Source organism: Paracandidimonas soli (assembly GCF_004342005.1).
GTDB lineage: Bacteria > Pseudomonadota > Gammaproteobacteria > Burkholderiales > Burkholderiaceae_B > Paracandidimonas > Paracandidimonas soli.
In genome coordinates, this window is the sequence record NZ_SMBX01000002.1 from 100333 (window position 1) to 118974 (window position 18642).

The window sequence follows — 18642 nt, forward strand, 5'->3', positions numbered from 1 at the left end:
CGGGAATGGTGTGAAAAGCGTGAACCCTTTGCGGTATCAGTCTCTTGGCCGAGTTTCAGAAATTCCGAAAAGCCGTTCCAGCCCGCCCCGCAGGTGCGCCATCATGGCATCGTGCGCAGCCTGGGGATCCCGGCTGCGGATGGCGTTGTCGATGGCATGGTGTTCGCGCCGCGTATCGGCGGCGCGCTTGATGCCGGGCTGCGGAGACAGGTCCCGGATGAGGCGGATGGCGATACGGGTCTGCTCGGCCAGCGCGGCCATGGTCATGGAGAAGAAACGGTTGCCGCTGGCCACGGCAATGGCCCCGTGGAAGGCGATGTCCTCTTCGATGCCTGGTTCGCCCCGCGACATGGCCGCATCCAGTTGGCGGCGTTTGGCGGTGATGTTCTCTATCATCTCGGGCGTGCCGTGGCGCGCCGCGCAGGCGGCGCTTTCTCCTTCGATCAGGCGGCGGAACTCCAGGAAGTTGCGCACGTCGGGAATGCTCTGCAGCGGATCGAATGACGTGTGTTGCAAAACGGGAGGCTTGCCGACGAAATTGCCCGAGCCGCGGCGGGCGTGGACCCAGCCTTCGGAGCGCAGTCTTGCCAGCGCCTGGCGTACTACGGGGCGCGAGATGCCCAGCGTTTCCGCCATCCGGTTTTCCGCGGGAAGGCGGTCGTCCGGCTGCAGGCCTTCGTGCTGGATGAAATCCAGGATCTGGCGATACGCCATATCGCTGAGGGGGGAAATGGTCATTGTGGGAGCCCCGGAATAATATGGTCAACGGACACGCACGATCGGCAGGTACATCGATCATTATTAGTAATACAACTTTCCATTGTAATTGACAACTTTTCTGGCTTGAACGACGATGCGATGCGTGAACGGAAACAGGATGGACCCTGCGCCGTTCAATCCGAGCCACTCTTTGAAGTCTGAAGATCCATGTCGAAAATTACAGCTATCCGCAGCATCCGCATCAAGGAACGTCCCAATCTGATCTGGGTGGAAGTCGAAACCGAAGACGGCCTGAAAGGGCTGGGAGAATCCTTTCGCGGCGCACAGGCCGTGGAGGCCGTGCTGCACGAGCAGGTGGCGCCCTGGCTGCTGGGGCGCGATGCCAGGCAGATCGAGGCGGTTTCCACGCACCTGATGCATCCTTACGTGGGATTCCACAGCGCCAGCGCGGAAGTGCGGGCGGCCAGCGCCATCGATATCGCGCTGTGGGACCTGGCAGGCAAGCGCCAGAACCTGCCCGTCTACATGGCGATGGGCGGAGGCGTGCGCGACAGCATTCGCGCCTACAACACTTGCGCGGGCTACGCCTACAACACCGGCGGCGTCGCGCGTCGCAGCACGGACGGAACGGAGAAGCCGATAGGGCCGTACGACGACCAGGTGGCGTTCATGCGGGATGCCGGCGAACTGGCGCAGAGCCTGCTGGACGAAGGCTATACCGCCATGAAGATCTGGCCGTTCGACGCCTATGCGGCATCCAGCGGCGGGCATCTCATCACTCTGCCGGACCTGAAGCGTGGACTGGAGCCGTTCCGCAAGATACGCGCCGCGGTCGGCGACAAGATCGAGGTGATGTGCGAGTTGCACAGCCTGTGGACGCACAATGCCGCCGTGCGCATCTGCCAGGGGCTGGAGGAGTACGGCGTGTTCTGGGCCGAGGACCCCATCAACAAAATGAGCGACGGGCAGGCGCTGGCGGATTTGCGGCGCCAGACGCGCACGCCCATCTGCGGCAGCGAGACCTTGGCCGGAACGGTGCCGTTCCGCGATCTCCTGGCCGCCGATGCGCTGGATATCGTAATGCTGGACCTGGCATGGTGCGGCGGCCTGACGGAAGGCCGCAAAATCGCCGCTCTGGCGCAGGCGTACTCCCGTCCGCTGGCGCCGCACGACTGCACCGGGCCGGTCACGCTGGTGGCGGGGCTGCACCTGGCCCTGCATGCGCCGACCGCAATCTTCCAGGAGGTCGTCAGGGCTACGCTGAGCACGTGGTACCGCGATCTGGTGACGGTCCTGCCCGAGGTGCGTTCGGGCATCGTGATGGCGCCGCAAGGCCCTGGGCTTGGAACGGAGCTGCACCCGCAGGTGGCGCAGCGCGAGGACGCGGTCGTCCGCGTCAGCCGATAAGAGTGATCTGAAGGTAATCTGTGGCCGATATGTCGTCGCGCCACGAAAAAACGGAGGCAATAATGAAGAACATGATCGTTGCGGGTGTAGTGCTGGGATGCATGACGGCGGCAGCGCCGGCGCTGGCGAAAGAGTGGCCGGAGGAAAAGCCGGTCCAGGTGGTGGTCCCGTTTCCTCCCGGGGGATCCACGGACACCATAGGCCGCCTCGTGGCGGAGCAGCTGCAGAAGCGGCTGAACCAGAGCTTCGTGGTCAACAATCGCGCGGGCGCGACAGGCACCATCGGCGCGACCTATGTGCAGCGCTCGGCCCCCGACGGCTATACGCTCATGCTGTCGTCGCTGGGAACCTACGTCATTGCGCCGCACCTGTACAAGTCGGTGACCTATGACGCGCTGACCGATTTCGATTACATCAGCATTCCGGTGCAGGCGCCCAACGTGCTGGTGGCGGCGCCGGCCAAGACGGCAAGCACCGTGGCGGACGTGGTGGCGGAACTGAAGGCCAATCCGGGCAAGATCAGCTTCGCCAACTCGGGCTACGGCGCGTCGGATCACCTGTCCGCGGAAGTGTTCCTGCAGCAGACCGGCACCGAAGGCATGCACGTGGCCTACAAGGGAGGGGCGCCGGCCATCAATGACCTGATGGGATCGCAGGTGGATTATTCCTTCCAGAATGTGAACGCGGTGCTGCCCCATATTCTCTCGGGCAAGCTGAAGGCGATCGCGGTGACGGGCGCCGAGCGCTCCAGCGTGCTTCCCGATACTCCCACGCTGGCGGAAGAGGGTGTGGCCAATTCCGTCATCTATTCCTGGCAGGGGCTATCGGCTCCCAAGGGGCTGCCGGCCGATATCAAGAAGAAGATCGCCGATGCCGTGATCGAGGGGTTCAAGGATCCGGAGGTCTCCGGAAAGCTGGAGAAGCTGGGCTTTGTGGTCGAGCCGAGCACGCCCGAGCAAATGACCGAGTTCCAGAAAGCGGAATTCCATCGCTGGAAGGACCTGATCGAATCGCGCGGCATCACCATCGAGTAAAGGCTTAGTCCCGCCCGCCGGGCAGTGAAAGGGCGGAGCGCTCGTTCAGCGGTGGATCACCACCAGCAGGGCGCGCGCTTCCATTTTGCCTGTGTTGCGGATGGCATGGTTTACGTCCGCGGGATAGCGGGCGGTCTCTCCCGCGCGCAGCTTGCGCTGCTCGCCTTCGATTTCCACAGATACCGCGCCGGACAGCACTGTCAGATGCTCGTGCGTGCCAGGCTCGTGCGCCTCGGACACTAGCTCGCCGCCGCCGTTCAGTGTCAGCTCGTACCATTCGAATTTTCCCGCCAGCTCGATCGGTCCCCAGACGCGCAACTGGTAGCCCTTGTCTTCGCCGGCAAGCGTGGGACAGTCTTGCTGCCCCATGACGCGAATGCTGTTTTGCGGGCGGCTGGGCGTGAACAACTGATCCAGGCTGATCCCCAGTGCATTCGTTAGCCGCCATGCTACGGCGATGGTGGGATTCGCCTTGTTGCGCTCGATTTCGGACAGCATGGATTTCGAAACGCCGGCTGCGCGCGACAGGTCTTCCAGCGTCAGCTTGCGGGCCATGCGCAGGCGCTGGATATGCTCCCCGACTCGCGGAGGAGTGCCGAGGGTGTCCGAGGGAGATGTTTCCTTGGGCGTGCGTGTTGCCATGATGATCCGGGCAGCCGATTGCCTGCCGTATGGGTTTCCTATATATTGGAATTCTATTCTATCGGAGTTCACTATGTCGAATGCACGTTACGAAGCCCATGTGGAAACCATCCTGGAGGGTATCCGCGAAGCGGGTTTTTACAAGACAGAACGCATCATTGCTGCGCCGCAGTCCACCGAAGTCCGCCTGGCCGATGGCAGCAGCGTACTGAATTTCTGCGCCAACAATTATCTGGGGCTGGCCGATGACAGGCGCCTGATCGAAGCGGCCAGGTCCAGCCTGGACAAGGACGGCTTCGGCATGGCGTCGGTACGGTTCATCTGCGGCACGCAGACGGTCCACAGGCAGTTGGAGGCCGCGCTGTCCTCCTACCTGGGCAAGGACGACACCATTCTGTATTCCAGTTGCTTCGACGCCAATACGGGCCTCTTCGAAACCCTGCTGGACGACCAGGACGCTATCATCAGCGATGAACTGAACCACGCCAGCATCATCGACGGTGTACGCCTGTGCAAGGCCAAGCGTTTCCGCTACCGCAACAACGACATGCAGGACCTGGAAGCGCAATTGCAGGCGGCCGACGCCGCTGGTGCGCGCTTCAAGCTAATCGCTACCGACGGGGTTTTCTCCATGGATGGCATCATTGCCAACCTGCGGGGCATTTGTGCGCTGGCCGAACGCTACGATGCGCTGGTCATGGTGGATGACTCCCACGCGGTGGGCTTCATGGGAGAGGGAGGCCAGGGCACGCCGCACTACTGCGGCGTGGCGGACAAGGTGGACATCCTCACCGGAACCTTCGGCAAGGCGATGGGTGGAGCTTCAGGCGGATACGTGGCTTCGTCCGCCAGGATCGTCGCGCTGCTGCGCCAGCGCAGCCGTCCCTATCTGTTCTCCAATGCGCTCGCGCCCAGCATTGCAGCCGCAACCTTGCGCGTATTGGAGCTGCTCCAGAGCGAGGAGGGCGCTGCGCTGCGCCGAAAAGTGCACCAGAATGGTGCGTATTTCCGCAAAGTGATGTCGGAATCAGGATTTACGCTAATTCCCGGTGAACATCCGATTATCCCTGTTATGCTGGGCGATGCTCGCTTGGCGGCAGAAATGGCGCAGGCGATGCTTGGATATAGAATCTATGTTACCGGATTCTCCTTCCCTGTCGTCCCCAAGGGCAAAGCCCGCATTCGCACGCAGATGAGCGCCGCGCATACAACGGAACAGCTCGACCGCGCCGTAGATGCGTTCGCCAAAGTGGGGAAGCAATTGGGAGTAATCTGAACGGATTCGCAACATCGATACAAAATCACAAGGAGATTTCCATGCGCATCAAATTGACAGTTCTGCTGGGCGCGTCCGCATTGGGTATGGCCGCAACGGCGGCGCATGCCGAGCAATGGGACATGCCGCTGGCCTATCCGGCAAGCAATTTCCACTCCGAGAACGCGGCGGAATTCGCCGTTTGCGTCAAGGACAAGACGGGCGGCAAGCTGACGATCGTCACGCACCCCAATGGTTCCCTGTTCGCCGGCAACGATATCAAGCGCGCCGTGCAGACCGGCCAGGCCCAGATCGGCGAACGCGTGACGTCCGCGCATGAAAACGAGAACCCCATCTTCGGCATCGAAGCCATTCCGTTCCTGGCTTCGTCGTTCGACGCTTCGGACAAGCTGTGGAATACGGCGCTGGACAAGATGAAGCAGGTGCTCGATTCGCAGAATCTGGTCTATGTCTATTCGGTGCCATGGCCCGCCAGCGGCTTCTACACCAAGAAGGCCATCAATACAGTGGACGATCTCAAGGGCATCAAGTTCCGCGCCTATAACGCCGCAACCGCCCGCATCGCAGAACTGGCCGGCATGATCCCCATGCAGATCGAAGCCGCGGAGCTCAGCCAGGCGCTGGCCACGGGCGTGGTCGACAGCTTCATGACGTCGAGCACGACAGGCGTGGATACCAAGGCCTGGGAGCAAGTCAGCCATTTCTATGACGTGCAGGCATGGCTGCCGCGCAATACCGTGTTCGTCAACAAGCGCGCATGGAACGGCCTGGATGATTCGACCCGCGCTGCCATCACGGAATGCGGCGACATCATGCAGAAGACAGGGCTCGAAAAGGTCAAGGGCCTGGCTGCGAAGTACATCCAGACGCTGAAGGACAACGGCATGACGGTCGAGCCCCCCAGCCCCGAGCTCGAGGCTGGATTGGCCAAGTTCGGCGAAGTCATGACGGAAGAGTGGCTGAAGAAGGCCGGCCCGGATGGGAAAGCCATCATCGACGCCTATAAGGCAGCCAATTAACTTGCTTCGATAAAAAGCCTGGCCATTGCGGCCAGGCTTGTTTCAACCCTGCTCAAGGAATCGATCCCGTGACCGCATTGCTTTGCAAGTTGCGCAAGCCACTCGATACTCTTTATCTATTGGCCGGCGTGATTTCGGCCATTTTCCTGGTGGCCATCCTGGTCATCATCACGATGCAGATCGCGGCGCGCGCGCTGAGCATCAATTTTCCCGGATCCAGCGATTACGCCGGCTACATGATGGCAGCGGCTTCGTTCATGGCGTTCGCCTATACGCTGAACCGCGGTGGCCATGTGCGCGTCAGCCTGCTCCTGGGGCTGTTCGGCGAGCGCCGCTATCTGGTGGATACGGTCTGCCATCTGATCGCCACGATTTTCTCCTGCCTGCTGGCCTGGCATGCCAGTACGATGGTGTATTGGTCCTGGATGCTGGGCGATGTCAGCCAGGGGCAGGATGCCACGCCGCTGTGGATCGTGCAGATGCCGGTGGCCGTCGGCTCCATCATCCTGGCCATCTGCTTCATCGACAATTTCGTCTCGATGCTGCTGCGCAGGCAAGACAATATCGTGGCCGACATCGTCGAGTAGCCACACCGGATACCGAAAAGCAACAATCATGGATCAATTCTACGTAATCGGGATTTTCCTGCTCATCCTGCTGCTCCTGCTGGGCAGCGGCGTATGGGTGGGGCTGGCGCTGCTGGGCTGCGCCTATATCGGTATCGAACTGTTCACATCTCGTCCCACAGGCGATGCCATGATGACCGTGCTGTGGCGCGCGTCGTCCTCATGGTCGCTGACGGCGCTGCCGCTGTTCATCTGGATGGGAGAAATCCTGTATCGCACGCGCCTGTCGGAGGATATGTTCAAGGGGCTGGCGCCCTGGATGTCGCGCCTGCCCGGCGGCCTGCTGCATACGAATACGGTCGGCTGCACCATCTTCGCCGCGGTATCGGGCTCTTCGGCGGCCACCTGCTCAACGGTGGGCCGCATGGCCATCCCGGAGCTGCGCAGCCGCAACTATCCGGAGCATCTGGTGTTGGGCACTTTGGCGGGGGCCGCGACGCTGGGCCTGCTGATCCCGCCGTCGCTCATCCTGATCGTCTATGGCGTCACGATGAACGAGTCCATCACCAAACTGTTCGTCGCCGGCGTTATCCCGGGGCTCGTGCTGGCCTTGCTGTTCATGGTGTATACCGCCATTGCTTCCAAGCTGGACAAGAACTGGAATCCCAGGCCGGAGCCCTCCATTCCATTCCTCGAGAAGCTGCGCGCCTCGCGCGCGCTGCTGCCGGTCGTGGTCCTGATCGTTTTCGTGATCGGCTCCATGTACTTCGGCATTGCCACGGCGACGGAAGCAGCCGCGATCGGGGTGCTGGGCGCTCTGATCCTGGCCGCGGTCCAGGGGTCCCTGAACTGGCACACGTTCGTGGACAGCCTGATGGGCGCCACGCGCACCTCGGCCATGATCGCGCTGATCCTGGCGGGAGCCGCCTTCCTGACGCTGGCCATGGGCTTTACCGGGCTTCCCAGGCAGCTTGCGGCCTGGATCGGGTCGCTTGGCCTGTCCAAGATGGAGCTGCTGATGGCGCTGATGGTGTTCTACATCGTGATCGGCATGTTCCTGGACGGCATTTCCTCCGTGGTGCTGACCATGGCGGTCATCGAACCCGTCATCCGCCAGGCCGGCATCGACCCGATCTGGTTCGGCATTTTTGTCGTGATTACCGTGGAAATGGCGCAGATCACGCCTCCCGTGGGCTTCAACCTGTTCGTGCTGCAAGGCATGACGGGCCGCAGCCTGCTCTATCTCGCCAAGGTCTCGTCGCCCATGTTCCTGATCATGGTGCTGATGGTGCTGCTGATGATTGCCGTTCCCGAACTGGCGACCTGGCTGCCCGGCAGGGTGCGATAGCAAGCGGGTCAACGGATGCCCGTCCTGGAAGTTCCGGGGCTTCACTGGCACTAAAAGCAAAAGCCTCCCGGCCATCAAGCGGGAGGCTTTTTCACGGAAAACGCGTGTCCGGCGATCAGGCAGTGGCGGAGCAGGGGCATCCGAGCCCGGTCAGCATCTCCGTCACCAGTTCGGGCAGGCCGATGCCCGGTTTCCAGCCCCAGTCCTGGCGGGCGGCGCTGTCGTCGATGGAGTCCGGCCAGGTGGAGGCGATCTGCTGACGGTAGTCGGGTTCGTAGACGATGCTGAAGTCGGGGACGTGACGGCGGATTTCCGCGGCGATTTCGGCGGGAGTGAAGCTCAGCCCGGCAAGATTGTAGCTGCCGCGTTCGCGAATGCTTTCGGACGGTGCGGCCATCAGCTCCAGCGTCGCCCTGACCGCATCGTCGATATACATCATCGGCAGGGCCTCGTCATGGTCGAGGAAGCAGCGGTAGGGCTTGCCGTTGCGCACGGCATGGAAGATATCGATGGCGTAGTCCGTCGTGCCGCCGCCGGGAGGAGAGCGATGGGAAATCAGGCCTGGGTAGCGCAGGCTGCGCACGTCCACGCCGTAGTTCTGGTGATACCAGCGGCACCAGCCTTCGCCGGCCTGCTTGGAAATGCCGTAGACCGTCGAGGGCTCCATGATGGTTTTCTGCGGCGTGTCCTGCGCGGGCGTGGTTTCACCGAAGACGGCGATAGAGCTCGGCCAGAAGACGCGTACCTCGGTTTCGCGGGCCAGTTCCAGCACATTGAGCAGGCCCTGCATGTTCAGGTGCCAGGCACGCAATGGATATTGCTCGCCCACGGCGGACAAGGTTGCCGCCAGATGGTAGATCTGCGTGATGCCATGTTTCTCCACCATGTCGCGCAGCGCGGCGGCGTCCAGCACGTCGAGTTGTTCATAGGCCAGTTCGGCAAGCTTGCCCTGCGGCGCAATGTCGCTGGTGAGGACGTTGGCGCTGCCTGCCTGTGCGGCAAGTCCGGCCGCCAGTTCTGTTCCCAGTTGGCCGTTGGCGCCAATTACCAGGATCCGTTGTTCATGTGTCATGCCCAATCTCCGCAATTCCAAAATACCGGAAATATTCGATATGTTGAATATTTATTCATTATATGGGAATTATGGGCGCATGCAATCGAAATGGCGGATGATGCCGAAACAAAGAATCTGGCATGCGCCGTATGAGGCGGATACAGTCTGGACCAGCCGGCCCCGGCCGCGACTGTACTTTGACGTGCGCTCAAAGATAAGGGCTGGCCAGCCAGATGATGCGATTGCGCAGGCGCTTGCGGAACGGAATGGCCGCCAGGTCGTCCAGCGTAAGCGGGACGGAGTCGGCGATATCAGCGTCGATGCGCCGGGCGATTTCCGCCGTGATGGCGGGGTCGTAGATTTCGACGTCCAGCTCGAAATTCAGCCGCAGGCTGCGCGGATCCATGTTTGATGAGCCCATCAGGCTCCAGCCCTCGTCGATGGTCAGCAGCTTGGAGTGATTGAAATTGCCGTTTTGCCGCCAGACGCGGCAGCCGTTCCTGATGAACTGGTCCAACTGCGCAGTCATGGCATAGTTGACCAGGCGCAGGTTGTTTTTCCCCGGGATGACAATGTCCACGGTGATGCCGCGCCTGGCTGCGGTGTTCAGCGCGCCGGCCAATACCAGGTCGGGCAGGAAGTAGGGGGACTGGATGCGGATATGGCGCTGCGCGACGGCAAAGGCGCCCAGCAGCAGGTGATGAGTGCTCAGGATGGTGCGGTCCGGTCCGGACTGTATGCAGCGGGCCACGATATTGGCCGGCATCAGCCCGGGTTCCGGCTCGTACCAGGTGGAATGCGGCAGGATTTCATGTGTCGTGAATTCCCAGTCGTGGGCGAATACCGACAGTAATTGCTGCGCTACCGGGCCTTCCAGGCGGAAGTGCGTGTCCTTGGCCAGTTTCGTTCCCGCAAGCTCCCGGACGAAGCCTTCGCGGATGTTCATGCCTCCGGTAAAGCCGATGCGGCCGTCGATGACCAGTATCTTCCTGTGGCTGCGCAGATTGGCGTAGGGCATGCGCAGGCCCAGCGGATTCGTCATGAATAGCGCCGTGCGTATGCCGTGTTTCCTGAGCCAGCGGTTGATCGGCGGATGCGAGTATTTCGCGCCTACGGCGTCTATCAGCACCCGGATCTCCACGCCCCGCTTCCGGGCGCGCAGCAGGGCCTGGGCAATCTCCAGTCCAGCCCGGTCCTTGTCGAAGATGTAGCTTTGCAGCGCTATGGTGCGGGTTGCGCCGTCGATGGCCTGCACCATGGCGGGATAGGTTTCGTCGCCGCCGCACAGCAGTGCGATGGCGTTGCCAGACCGCAGGGGAAAGCGCGAAACGCGGTTGCCTACCTTGCACAGCGAGTCGAACTGGCTGCCCGATATGTCCGAGACATCTGGGCAGTTGCCGTTTTGCTCGCCCAGATACTGGCGGAAGCTGCGGTCGCGTTGCTGCTGCAACTGGCTGTGGCGCACGCGGTTGATGCCGGCGATCAGATAGAAGGCGGAACCGAAGATGGGGGACAGCAGGATGACGCCGACCCAGGCGATGGCGGCGCGCACGTCCTGCTTGGTCATGGCTGCATGCGTGGCGGCCGTGGCGCTGGCGATGATGCCGGCGGCAAAGATCAGGTGCGGCCAGTATTCCTGGAACAGGGCATGCAGATCGTCCATGCGTGAGGAGGCGCCTTTACATAGATAGGTTCTGTGCGACTCGGCAAGTATATCGGCAGAACCGCATTAAAGGGCGGCTTATTGGCGCCGTGGCGGGAATGCGGCTGCGATCGGCAGGCGCATCCGGCATGCGGGGCAGGGGTTGTTTTAGCGGGCGCCGTCGGTGCCGGGGCGTCCTCTCAGGCTGTCGAACCAGGCCGGGTTGGCACTTCCCTGGCCCGCGAATTTCTGGAGCCTGGACGGAGAGCGCCAGACGCCGCCGCCGATGCCGGGCTGCGGCCTTACTGCATACCAGAACCATCGGCCGTCTTCGTCCTGGGCCAGCCAGTCCCATCCGGCGGGGGCGTCGTTCCAGTCGGGCATGGGCTCGGCAGGGGAGTCATATGGCATCGTCATCTCCTGTATCCAGGGGTATCAATTTACTCGAGGAAGCGCTGAAGCGTCCGGGGATGGACGGCATACTGTTTCGCCAATGTCTCGATGGGAGTGTCATTCGCGATCGCGATCTCTATTTCCGTACGCTGAATGCAACTCAACAATGGCTTGCGGCCGACATGCTTGCCCGCCGCGCGCGCGGCGGCCATTCCCGCTTTTGTGCGCTCACTGATGAGCGCGCGTTCAAATTCGGCCAGCGCAGCCATTACGTGAAACAGCAGCCGTCCTCCCGAGCTTGTGGTATCGATGCTTTCCATCAATGATACAAAATGAATATCTTTTTTCCCGAAATGCTCGATCAGGTCGACGAGATATCGCAACGAGCGGCCCAGGCGATCCAGGCGCCATACCACCAAGGTATCGCCTGGCTTCAGCCTTTTTATAAGTTTGTCCAGCCCGGGACGGGAATGAACAGCACCCGAAACGCCATGGTCAGTATAGATCCTCAGGCAGTCGGCACGATTCAACGCGGCTATCTGGAGTTCGAGGCTTTGATCTTCGGTAGATACGCGCGCGTATCCATACCGTACATTGTTGGTTGACATCTCTATGGTCTTCCCGTGGAAAAAGTCACTTGCCAGTTACAGGCAACAACATGACCGTCGCACGGCTCTGATGTCACCCTTAGTTGATGACATCGCCAAGGAGTGGACTATCTCATATCACTTCAACACCAAACGAATCAATGACGCCGCGCTAAGCAAGCTCCAGCTTCCGGACACGTAACCTGAAGCTTTCCTTTGAGAAAAGAATGCTACCAAGTGTTAAGCCAATATGTAAATTGCGGGTGTAGCGAGATTTGACAAAAGGCACCCCTTTTGGAATTACAAATTTCTTTACAAAAACTGGCATAAAGCTTCACCCTTTCGCTGGGTTTTCTTGTACCGTCCCATTCTGACACAAGGGGTCCCTTTTGTCGGCCCGCCATGGCGTGGGCGGCGGCATGGCGCAGTTCCATCCAGCCTCTGTCGTTAAGCGCGATCGGACAAAATAATGAGAACGCCGATCGATCTCCACGCAATGCGCATGGCTGCTCGTGTGGCGGTATCGCGTTATTTCGCGATCATTCGGATCACGAATCTCTCCGAATTGACATCCGCTTACTCGGTCGACGCACGGTCGATCGTCGATAGGCACGTAAAGCACCGGCTGGCCTCGGTCTGGCGACATGTTCCCGGGATTTTCTTCCAGGATGGTCCGTGCCTCCTCGTGGATCTGCCGGCATGCATGGCAGGGAGCATCCGCAATGAGGACGTTCTGTGCGAGCAGCTCAATGCTCTTGTGATGGAAGAGCCGGTGATGTGCGGCACGACGAGCGTATATCTGAAAGTCGAAACCACGCTGATCGAATGCCCGGATAGCGAATGGAGGCTGCTACGGGATGGAGGAATCTCCAGACTGGCGAACCACCTGTTCGACACCCTGAAACTCAAGGAAAAAAACGGAAAAGAAAAGGCTTTCAGGGCTGATATGGCGCTGACGGTCTCCCTGTTTTCCCAGTTGGCGAATGGCGAACTCGTTCTGGCCTTTCAGCCTATCCGATCGGCTCATGACAGAAATGTAGTGATCTACTGGGAATCGCTATTGAGACGACGAGTCAATCAGTCGCCCCCTGGACTAACGACTTGCGCGGACTACATCGCTGCCGCGGAAAGAGCAGGCTTGGCAAGCCGGCTGGATCGCAGCGTGCTCTGGGCCCATATTGCCTTGTTGAAGGCGCATCCCGACGTGAAGCTGGGCTGCAATATCTCTGCCCAGTCATTGAAGTTCGATGCCTGGTGGCGCGTATTGTTCGATGCCTTGTCCGGGCAGCCCGATGCGGCAAGCCGACTGACCATCGAGATCACGGAAACCAGTCCCGTTACCGCTGACGACGAAGCAATGCTGTTGCTGCGGACGCTGCGATTGTTGGGTTGCAAGATTGCCATCGACGACATGGGGGCGGGCTACAGCACCTTGAGCTTCGCTCTACGGGCGAAGCCGGATTTTATAAAGATAAACGAGACTGGCCTGGCCTTGAGCGACGAACCCATATCGCTGCGCCGGGACAGGGTAGTGAAGCAGCTCATCAAGCTTTGCAGCCATCTCGGTTCATGCGTCATCGTGGAAGCAGTAGAGTCCGAGGACGACGCGACAACCGTGGCGGATTGGGGCGCGCATGGCCTCCAGGGCTACGTTCTCGGCCGGCCTGGCGTGTCGCCTCCCTGGCTGAGCGCGCCGGCAATCGTCTGCGATGCTTTTGCATCGGGCCACGAGAGTCACGGCTCGTCTCCTCTGTTTGCGCACATGGTCCGCGCTTCCGCCGCGTCGGCAAATCGGGAAGACCGCGAAGAAAGCAGGAGCCCGCGTGCATAAGTTCGACATCACACTGCTCGTGCTGAGCCGGCCGTCAAGCCTGGCGTCGATTCAGCTCATGAGGCTGTTCGAGCATTTCACCGCAATAGGACTGAACTGCAAGGTATCGACGGCTGCTTTCGAGGTTTCCGGCGCCCGCCCCATGCTGCGGCCCCATGTGATCGTGGTGGATGGGACAGACAACGAAACACAGGATTCTTGCGCCATCGCATCGGCCTTGCGCGATGAGCGGGGCGCATTTGTGGTCCTGCTTCTTGATAACGAAGAACGCTCGTTCGAGGCCTTTAGTCCGCCGCTGAATGTGGATCTCTGTTTCTCCATCCGAACGAACCACGTGCTGATGGCCGAAGAAATACTGGCGGCGCTGTATGACGGTCCGGCATACGTGGACGAGGACGATGTTGAGTCACACCGGCGTCAACCGCCTTCGCCGTCTTCGAACCCTTATGGAAAGAGCTTCTGGGGGTTCAAGGATGACGGCCGGACCCTTGTCGCACCCACAGGAGAGGCGGTGGCGCTGACGCGTGTGGAGCGAAAACTGATGCGCAGATTTCTTAAATCGCCGTCCAAGGTGATCACCTCCAAAGAGTTTGATGATTCATCGCTTTACCCAGGCCATGGCTTGAACGGCGAAAGCCTGAGGAGCGTCGTCGCCAGCCTTCGCCGGAAGTTCCGGGAAGCAGGCACATCAGTGCCGATCTATTCCTACCAAGGTGAAGGCTATTTTTTCAGGGGAGGGCGCTTCATACGGAGGAAGTTGTTAAGAATCAATGACCATGGCGCGAGCCGCCATCTTTTTCAGTAACTGCAGCAATGACGAAACACCGATTCTTTGAGAGGCGGACGAGGAGTGAGAGATGAGTAAAGCTACGACACGCGGGATTGCACTGAGGCGAACGGCGCTTGCCGTCGCTCTTTTTGGTGTATTCGGATATGTTCCGTCCAGCGGCGCGGTTGACCTGGTTGTTGGCAACGAGCACGACCTGGGACAATCCAATATGACCTCAAGCACGATCACTGTGATTGACGGCGGGGTTCTTACGGGGGATGGGGCGTCGGTAAGCGGTAGCGCATACGATGTCCTGCGTGTCGATTCCGGCGGCAGCGCGACACTGGTAAATACCAGCCTGTCCAATGATCTCGATCATCCGACGGGGACAAACGGCCGTACCGCAAGAGCCACGGGCGCCAACGCCAACCTGACCTTGATCGACTCAGATATCGGGATAAGCGCGCATTCCACGAACGCTGGCGCGGACTACAACCATGCGTTTACCGCCGGCGTCGGCGCCGATGGCGGCGGACATGTGGACATCCAGGGAGGCAGCATCACCGCGGAAGGGAGCAAGCGCACCGTTGGCATGCAGGCCAATGACGGGGGTTCGATCAGCGCGCGTGATCTCGAGATCACTACGCACAATCACTTCGGGCACGCGGTGCAGGTGTATCGGAATCCCGCCGGAGCAGAAATCGACACGTATGTCAGTCTGGATCGGGTGTCGATCAGAACGCTGGGAGAAAACTACTCTCTTGGCGTACAGGTTGCGAACAAGGGCGCAAGCCTTGCCGCAACCGATACCAGCATCGTTACCGAAGGAGCAGCCAGCTCCGGCGTCGAAGTTTTCAACGGCGCCACGGCTGAGCTTGTAAATGGCTCCATCACCACCAAAGGCGACGTTGCAGCCGGTGTGCGCGTGTATGGCGGCGCTCTGGGTTCGGGCTTGGTCAGCGTGGACGGCACCCGGATCGTCACCGAAGGCCAATATTCCTCGGGCATCCTGGCCGGCGATGCTGCCGAGCCCACCAGCGGCGTCGTTGGCGTCCGGAATGTCGATATTGCCACGGCGGGCAACCACGCCTCCGGCATCGAGGCCGCCCATGGCAGTCTCGTTCTCAGCACTGATTCCAGCCTGCGCACTGGGGGCGACCAAGCGCACGGCGTTTACATACATAACGGCGGCTCGGCTGCACTGAATGGCGATTCGATCACTACCGACGGGCTGCATTCATACGGCATGTTCGCCTCAGGTTCAGGTTCCACGATTTCGGCCGTTGATACCAATGTGACCACGAACGGAATCCGCGGCTATGGGGCGCATGCCGACGGCGGCGGGGTGGTCGATCTGGAGGGAGGGTCCGTAACGACAGCCAATCCAAAAGGGCAAGGCTCCCAGGATGGCGACGGTTCGCGGGCTTACGCCTTGTACGCGAAAGGAGCCGGCTCGGAAATAAGATCGCAAGGCGGGACGCAGGTTACTACCCTGGGCCAGCGGGCGTATGGCGCCTATGCCGAGCATGGCGGCCGCATAGAATTGAATGACGCGACCATCGCGACTCACGGGTTCATGGCCTATGGCATCTATGCGAACTGGGAAGGCTCGACGATCGAAGCAAACAATGTGGACATCACGACGACAGGGGAAGTGGGCGATGGAGTCTGGGCCTGGAGCGGCGTCGTCAATTTGAACGGAGGCTCCGTCACGGTGGGCGGGGAACCGAATCCCAACTGGCCGCATGAAACTGCCAACGGCCTGGTGGCGGTTGGCGGAACGGACCTGGAGGCGGGAGGCGTCATCAATGCCACTGGCGCCCGGATCCGGACGATGGGGACCGATAGCGCTGGCGTTGTGGCCGGCGCTCGAAACGGCACGGTACCTGTCAAAGGGACCGTCAACCTGACAGATTCGTCGGTTGATGTGCTTGGCGAGGGAAGCGTTGCCGCCCGGGTCAGCTATGGCGGAACCTTGAACGCGACAGGCTCGATGCTGCGTTCGGCGCAGGGCAACGGCATTGTCATGACTGATGATGCGACCGTGCATCTGGTCGGGACAAATATCGAAGCGGCGCGTGCCTCGCTGGTTTCCAATCTCAACTCGGCGGGACGGACCCAGAACATCGTGATCGGCTCTGGTTCTACGCTGACCATGAACAATGGCACATTGCTGCAAGTCAATCGCTCCAGCGAAGGGATGGATGGCGTTGTCAATCTCACCCTTGGAGCCGGTTCCAGCGCGCGCGGCGATATCGTCGATCTGGACGGTTTGAGTCCTGGGAGCCCGGCACGCGAGGGGCGGACGAATTTCATTGTCGACAGTGGCGCCAGCTGGGTCGGCATGGTCCAGGGCATCAACGATGTCAGCATGGAAGACGGGACCTCGTTTGTCGACGAGGGCGGCGCCCCCATTGCCGGTAATGTGAGAGTTGGAGAAAACGCGACGCTGATCTTCAATAACGGCGCGACGATAGGCGGCGGATTGTCGACATCAACCGGTACCCAAGGAATATTCAACGGAGCAGCGACGCTGGGCGGCAGTATTGTCGGCACGGGTTCAATCTTGCGGTTCAATGATTCCGCCAACATCGGAGGCGGAATCAGTACGGCATCGACAACCGTTGCATTCAGCACCAGCGCGCCCACGATCATTGGGGGTGACGTGGACCTGGACCAGGGCTCCGTCCTGAACGGCGGCTCAAGCGCAACGCCTGTCGTCATCCACGGCAACGCCAATGTCCATAACGGTTCGATTCTTGGCGGCAACCTGTTCGTAGAGGGCGCGCTGGGCGGCAGCGGCGGCACGTTGAGCCCAGGCAATTCCATCGGCACCCAAAGCTATGCGACAAGCGCCGGCTTCAGCGGCGCGTATGTCGCCGAGGTGAACGGGAAAGGTCTCTCTGACCTTATCGTTATCCGGGACGGCAACTTTGATCTGTCCGGGATCGGCTTGACTGTTGCACAGGAAAACGGCGATGGCGGCTATCTGCTCAACCATGCATATACCATCGTAAGGACGGAGGCCGGCGATATCGTCAATGAATTCGCCTCGGAAACCCTGGATCCTGTCAGCTTTGCAAATGCGAGGGTCAGGCTTGATCCGGTCCAGTATGGCCAGAAGAATGTGCAGATCAGCCTTTCAGTCGACGAAGCCGGCATCGACAGCACATCCTGGAGCCCGAACCAGCAGGCCGCCTATCGGGGCGTCATATCCGCTGGCTCTGGCAACCCGCTGGCTTTCGCGGTTCTGGCATCCCCTGACATGGATAATGCGTTGAACCAGATTTCGGGTGAGTTGCATGGCAGCACGCAAGCCGCACTGCTCAATGCCAGTCATTTGATGGTGCGTACCTTGTCCAACCGGATGCGTGACAGCCTGTCGGCCGGCGCCATCCCTGTCCCGGCCAATCCAGATGCCTCCGCGATAACTTCCGGCTATCCGCTGTGGGCGGAAGTGGTTGGCAACTGGAGTACGCTGGACAGCGACGGGAATGCCGCGAAGGTGGACACTCGGACCGGAGGCTTGTTCCTTGGGGGCGATGCGGAAGCAGGGCAGGGCTGGCGTGTCGGCGGCGCCCTGGGCTTTACCGATGGCCAGGTCAAGGTGGACGGACGTTCGTCCAAGTCCGACGTTACAAGTTATACCGCAGCCTTGTATGCTGGCAACAGCTGGCCTACCGGCCGAGGTAATCTGAACTGGCTGGGTGGTTTCGCCTATACCCACCACGATATCGATACCCGCCGCAGTGTGAGCGTGGGCGGGCCCCAGACCTTGAAGGCAGGCTATAAGGCGAATACCACGCAGCTATTTGCCGAACTCGCCCACACCTTCCCGCTTGGGCAGGCCAGTACGCTCGAACCCTACCTTGGCCTGGCATGGGCAAGCCAACGCGCGAAAAGCTTTGCTGAAACGGGCGGAGTGGCGGCGCTGCGAGGAAAAAGCACGCATGACGATGTCGTGAGCACGACTGTTGGGCTGCGCGGCGCAACCGCGCTCGATATGGGGGACAGGCAGGCGACCCTGAAAGGCGGCCTGGGGTGGCGTCATGCCGCAGGCGATATCGACCCTCGCCGTCATATGGCCTTCAGGCAGGGCGGCGGCGCCGAGTTTGCGGTGGCGGGCGCGCCGATCGCCAAAAATGCGGCGGTCGTCGATTTGAGCGCAGAGTTCAGCATCGGCAAGAAATCATCGGCCGGCTTGTCGTACGCAGGCCAGTTCGGCGACGGAAACACCGATAACAGCGCTTCCTTGTACTGGAAAACGCGTTTTTAACTGATCGCTTGCATGCACGAGGCGCGCCGGCCGTTGAGAGACGGCCGGCGCGCTTTTTCTATTGAGTAGGGGCCTGAA

At 60.7% G+C, this 18642-nt stretch carries 15 protein-coding genes; 9 read left to right on the top strand and 6 right to left on the bottom strand.

Annotated features, from left to right (window positions below; genetic code table 11):
- Window positions 1–36: 36 nt before the first annotated feature.
- On the bottom strand, window positions 37–738 hold the full coding sequence (locus EV686_RS04195) for a FadR/GntR family transcriptional regulator (RefSeq protein WP_132473875.1): 702 nt from the start codon (window positions 736–738) through the stop codon (window positions 37–39).
- Between the two features lie 189 nt (window positions 739–927).
- Here EV686_RS04195 and EV686_RS04200 point away from each other — a divergent pair, with 189 nt between their 5' ends.
- A complete protein-coding gene (locus tag EV686_RS04200; RefSeq protein WP_132473877.1) occupies window positions 928–2127 on the top strand; it encodes a mandelate racemase/muconate lactonizing enzyme family protein in 1200 nt (399 codons plus the stop codon).
- Window positions 2128–2189: 62 nt separating this feature from the next.
- On the top strand, window positions 2190–3161 hold the full coding sequence (locus EV686_RS04205; protein ID WP_132473879.1) for a Bug family tripartite tricarboxylate transporter substrate binding protein: 972 nt from the start codon (window positions 2190–2192) through the stop codon (window positions 3159–3161).
- 45 nt (window positions 3162–3206) lie between these two features.
- Here EV686_RS04205 and EV686_RS04210 read toward each other — a convergent pair whose 3' ends face one another.
- Window positions 3207–3803, bottom strand: coding sequence for a helix-turn-helix domain-containing protein (locus tag EV686_RS04210; RefSeq protein ID WP_132473881.1), 597 nt, complete (start codon window positions 3801–3803; stop codon window positions 3207–3209).
- A 73-nt stretch (window positions 3804–3876) separates the two neighbouring features.
- Between EV686_RS04210 and EV686_RS04215 the strand changes: the two genes are divergently transcribed.
- The 4 genes from EV686_RS04215 (at window position 3877) to EV686_RS04230 (ending at window position 8012) form a co-directional block, all read left to right on the top strand.
- Window positions 3877–5079: a glycine C-acetyltransferase gene (locus EV686_RS04215; RefSeq protein ID WP_132473883.1), complete on the top strand. Its 1203-nt coding sequence runs from the start codon at window positions 3877–3879 to the stop codon at window positions 5077–5079.
- 41 nt (window positions 5080–5120) lie between these two features.
- Window positions 5121–6098, top strand: a complete 978-nt coding sequence (locus EV686_RS04220; RefSeq protein ID WP_132473885.1) for a TRAP transporter substrate-binding protein — start codon at window positions 5121–5123, stop codon at window positions 6096–6098.
- Between the two features lie 68 nt (window positions 6099–6166).
- Complete coding sequence (locus EV686_RS04225; RefSeq protein ID WP_132473887.1) at window positions 6167–6685, top strand: TRAP transporter small permease; 519 nt, start codon at window positions 6167–6169, stop codon at window positions 6683–6685.
- Between the two features lie 28 nt (window positions 6686–6713).
- Window positions 6714–8012 carry a TRAP transporter large permease gene (locus tag EV686_RS04230; protein WP_132473888.1) on the top strand — a complete coding sequence of 433 codons (1299 nt, stop codon included), beginning with the start codon at window positions 6714–6716 and terminating at the stop codon, window positions 8010–8012.
- Window positions 8013–8127: 115 nt separating this feature from the next.
- On the opposite strand, the gene EV686_RS04235 is transcribed toward EV686_RS04230, so the two are convergent.
- The 4 genes from EV686_RS04235 to EV686_RS04250 all read right to left on the bottom strand — a co-directional run bounded on the left by EV686_RS04235 (window position 8128) and on the right by EV686_RS04250 (window position 11709).
- A complete protein-coding gene (locus tag EV686_RS04235) occupies window positions 8128–9084 on the bottom strand; it encodes an NAD-dependent epimerase/dehydratase family protein (RefSeq protein ID WP_132473889.1) in 957 nt (318 codons plus the stop codon).
- A 190-nt stretch (window positions 9085–9274) separates the two neighbouring features.
- Window positions 9275–10729 (bottom strand): cardiolipin synthase, encoded by a 1455-nt coding sequence (gene cls / locus EV686_RS04240; RefSeq protein ID WP_132473890.1) that lies wholly within the window; start codon window positions 10727–10729, stop codon window positions 9275–9277.
- A 147-nt stretch (window positions 10730–10876) separates the two neighbouring features.
- Window positions 10877–11119, bottom strand: coding sequence for a hypothetical protein (locus EV686_RS04245; protein WP_132473891.1), 243 nt, complete (start codon window positions 11117–11119; stop codon window positions 10877–10879).
- Between the two features lie 29 nt (window positions 11120–11148).
- Entirely contained in the window at window positions 11149–11709 is a 561-nt protein-coding gene (locus tag EV686_RS04250) for a recombinase family protein (protein ID WP_132473892.1), read from the bottom strand.
- A gap of 448 nt (window positions 11710–12157) precedes the next feature.
- Between EV686_RS04250 and EV686_RS04255 the strand changes: the two genes are divergently transcribed.
- From EV686_RS04255 to EV686_RS04265, 3 genes are read left to right on the top strand one after another with little or no spacing between them, the layout of a single operon-like run.
- A complete protein-coding gene (locus EV686_RS04255; protein WP_132473893.1) occupies window positions 12158–13519 on the top strand; it encodes an EAL domain-containing protein in 1362 nt (453 codons plus the stop codon).
- A complete protein-coding gene (locus EV686_RS04260; RefSeq protein WP_165972493.1) occupies window positions 13512–14324 on the top strand; it encodes a helix-turn-helix domain-containing protein in 813 nt (270 codons plus the stop codon). The genes EV686_RS04255 and EV686_RS04260 overlap by 8 nt, the downstream gene beginning before the upstream one ends.
- Window positions 14325–14376: 52 nt before the next feature.
- On the top strand, window positions 14377–18564 hold the full coding sequence (locus EV686_RS04265) for an autotransporter domain-containing protein (RefSeq protein WP_132473895.1): 4188 nt from the start codon (window positions 14377–14379) through the stop codon (window positions 18562–18564).
- Window positions 18565–18642: the final 78 nt, after the last annotated feature.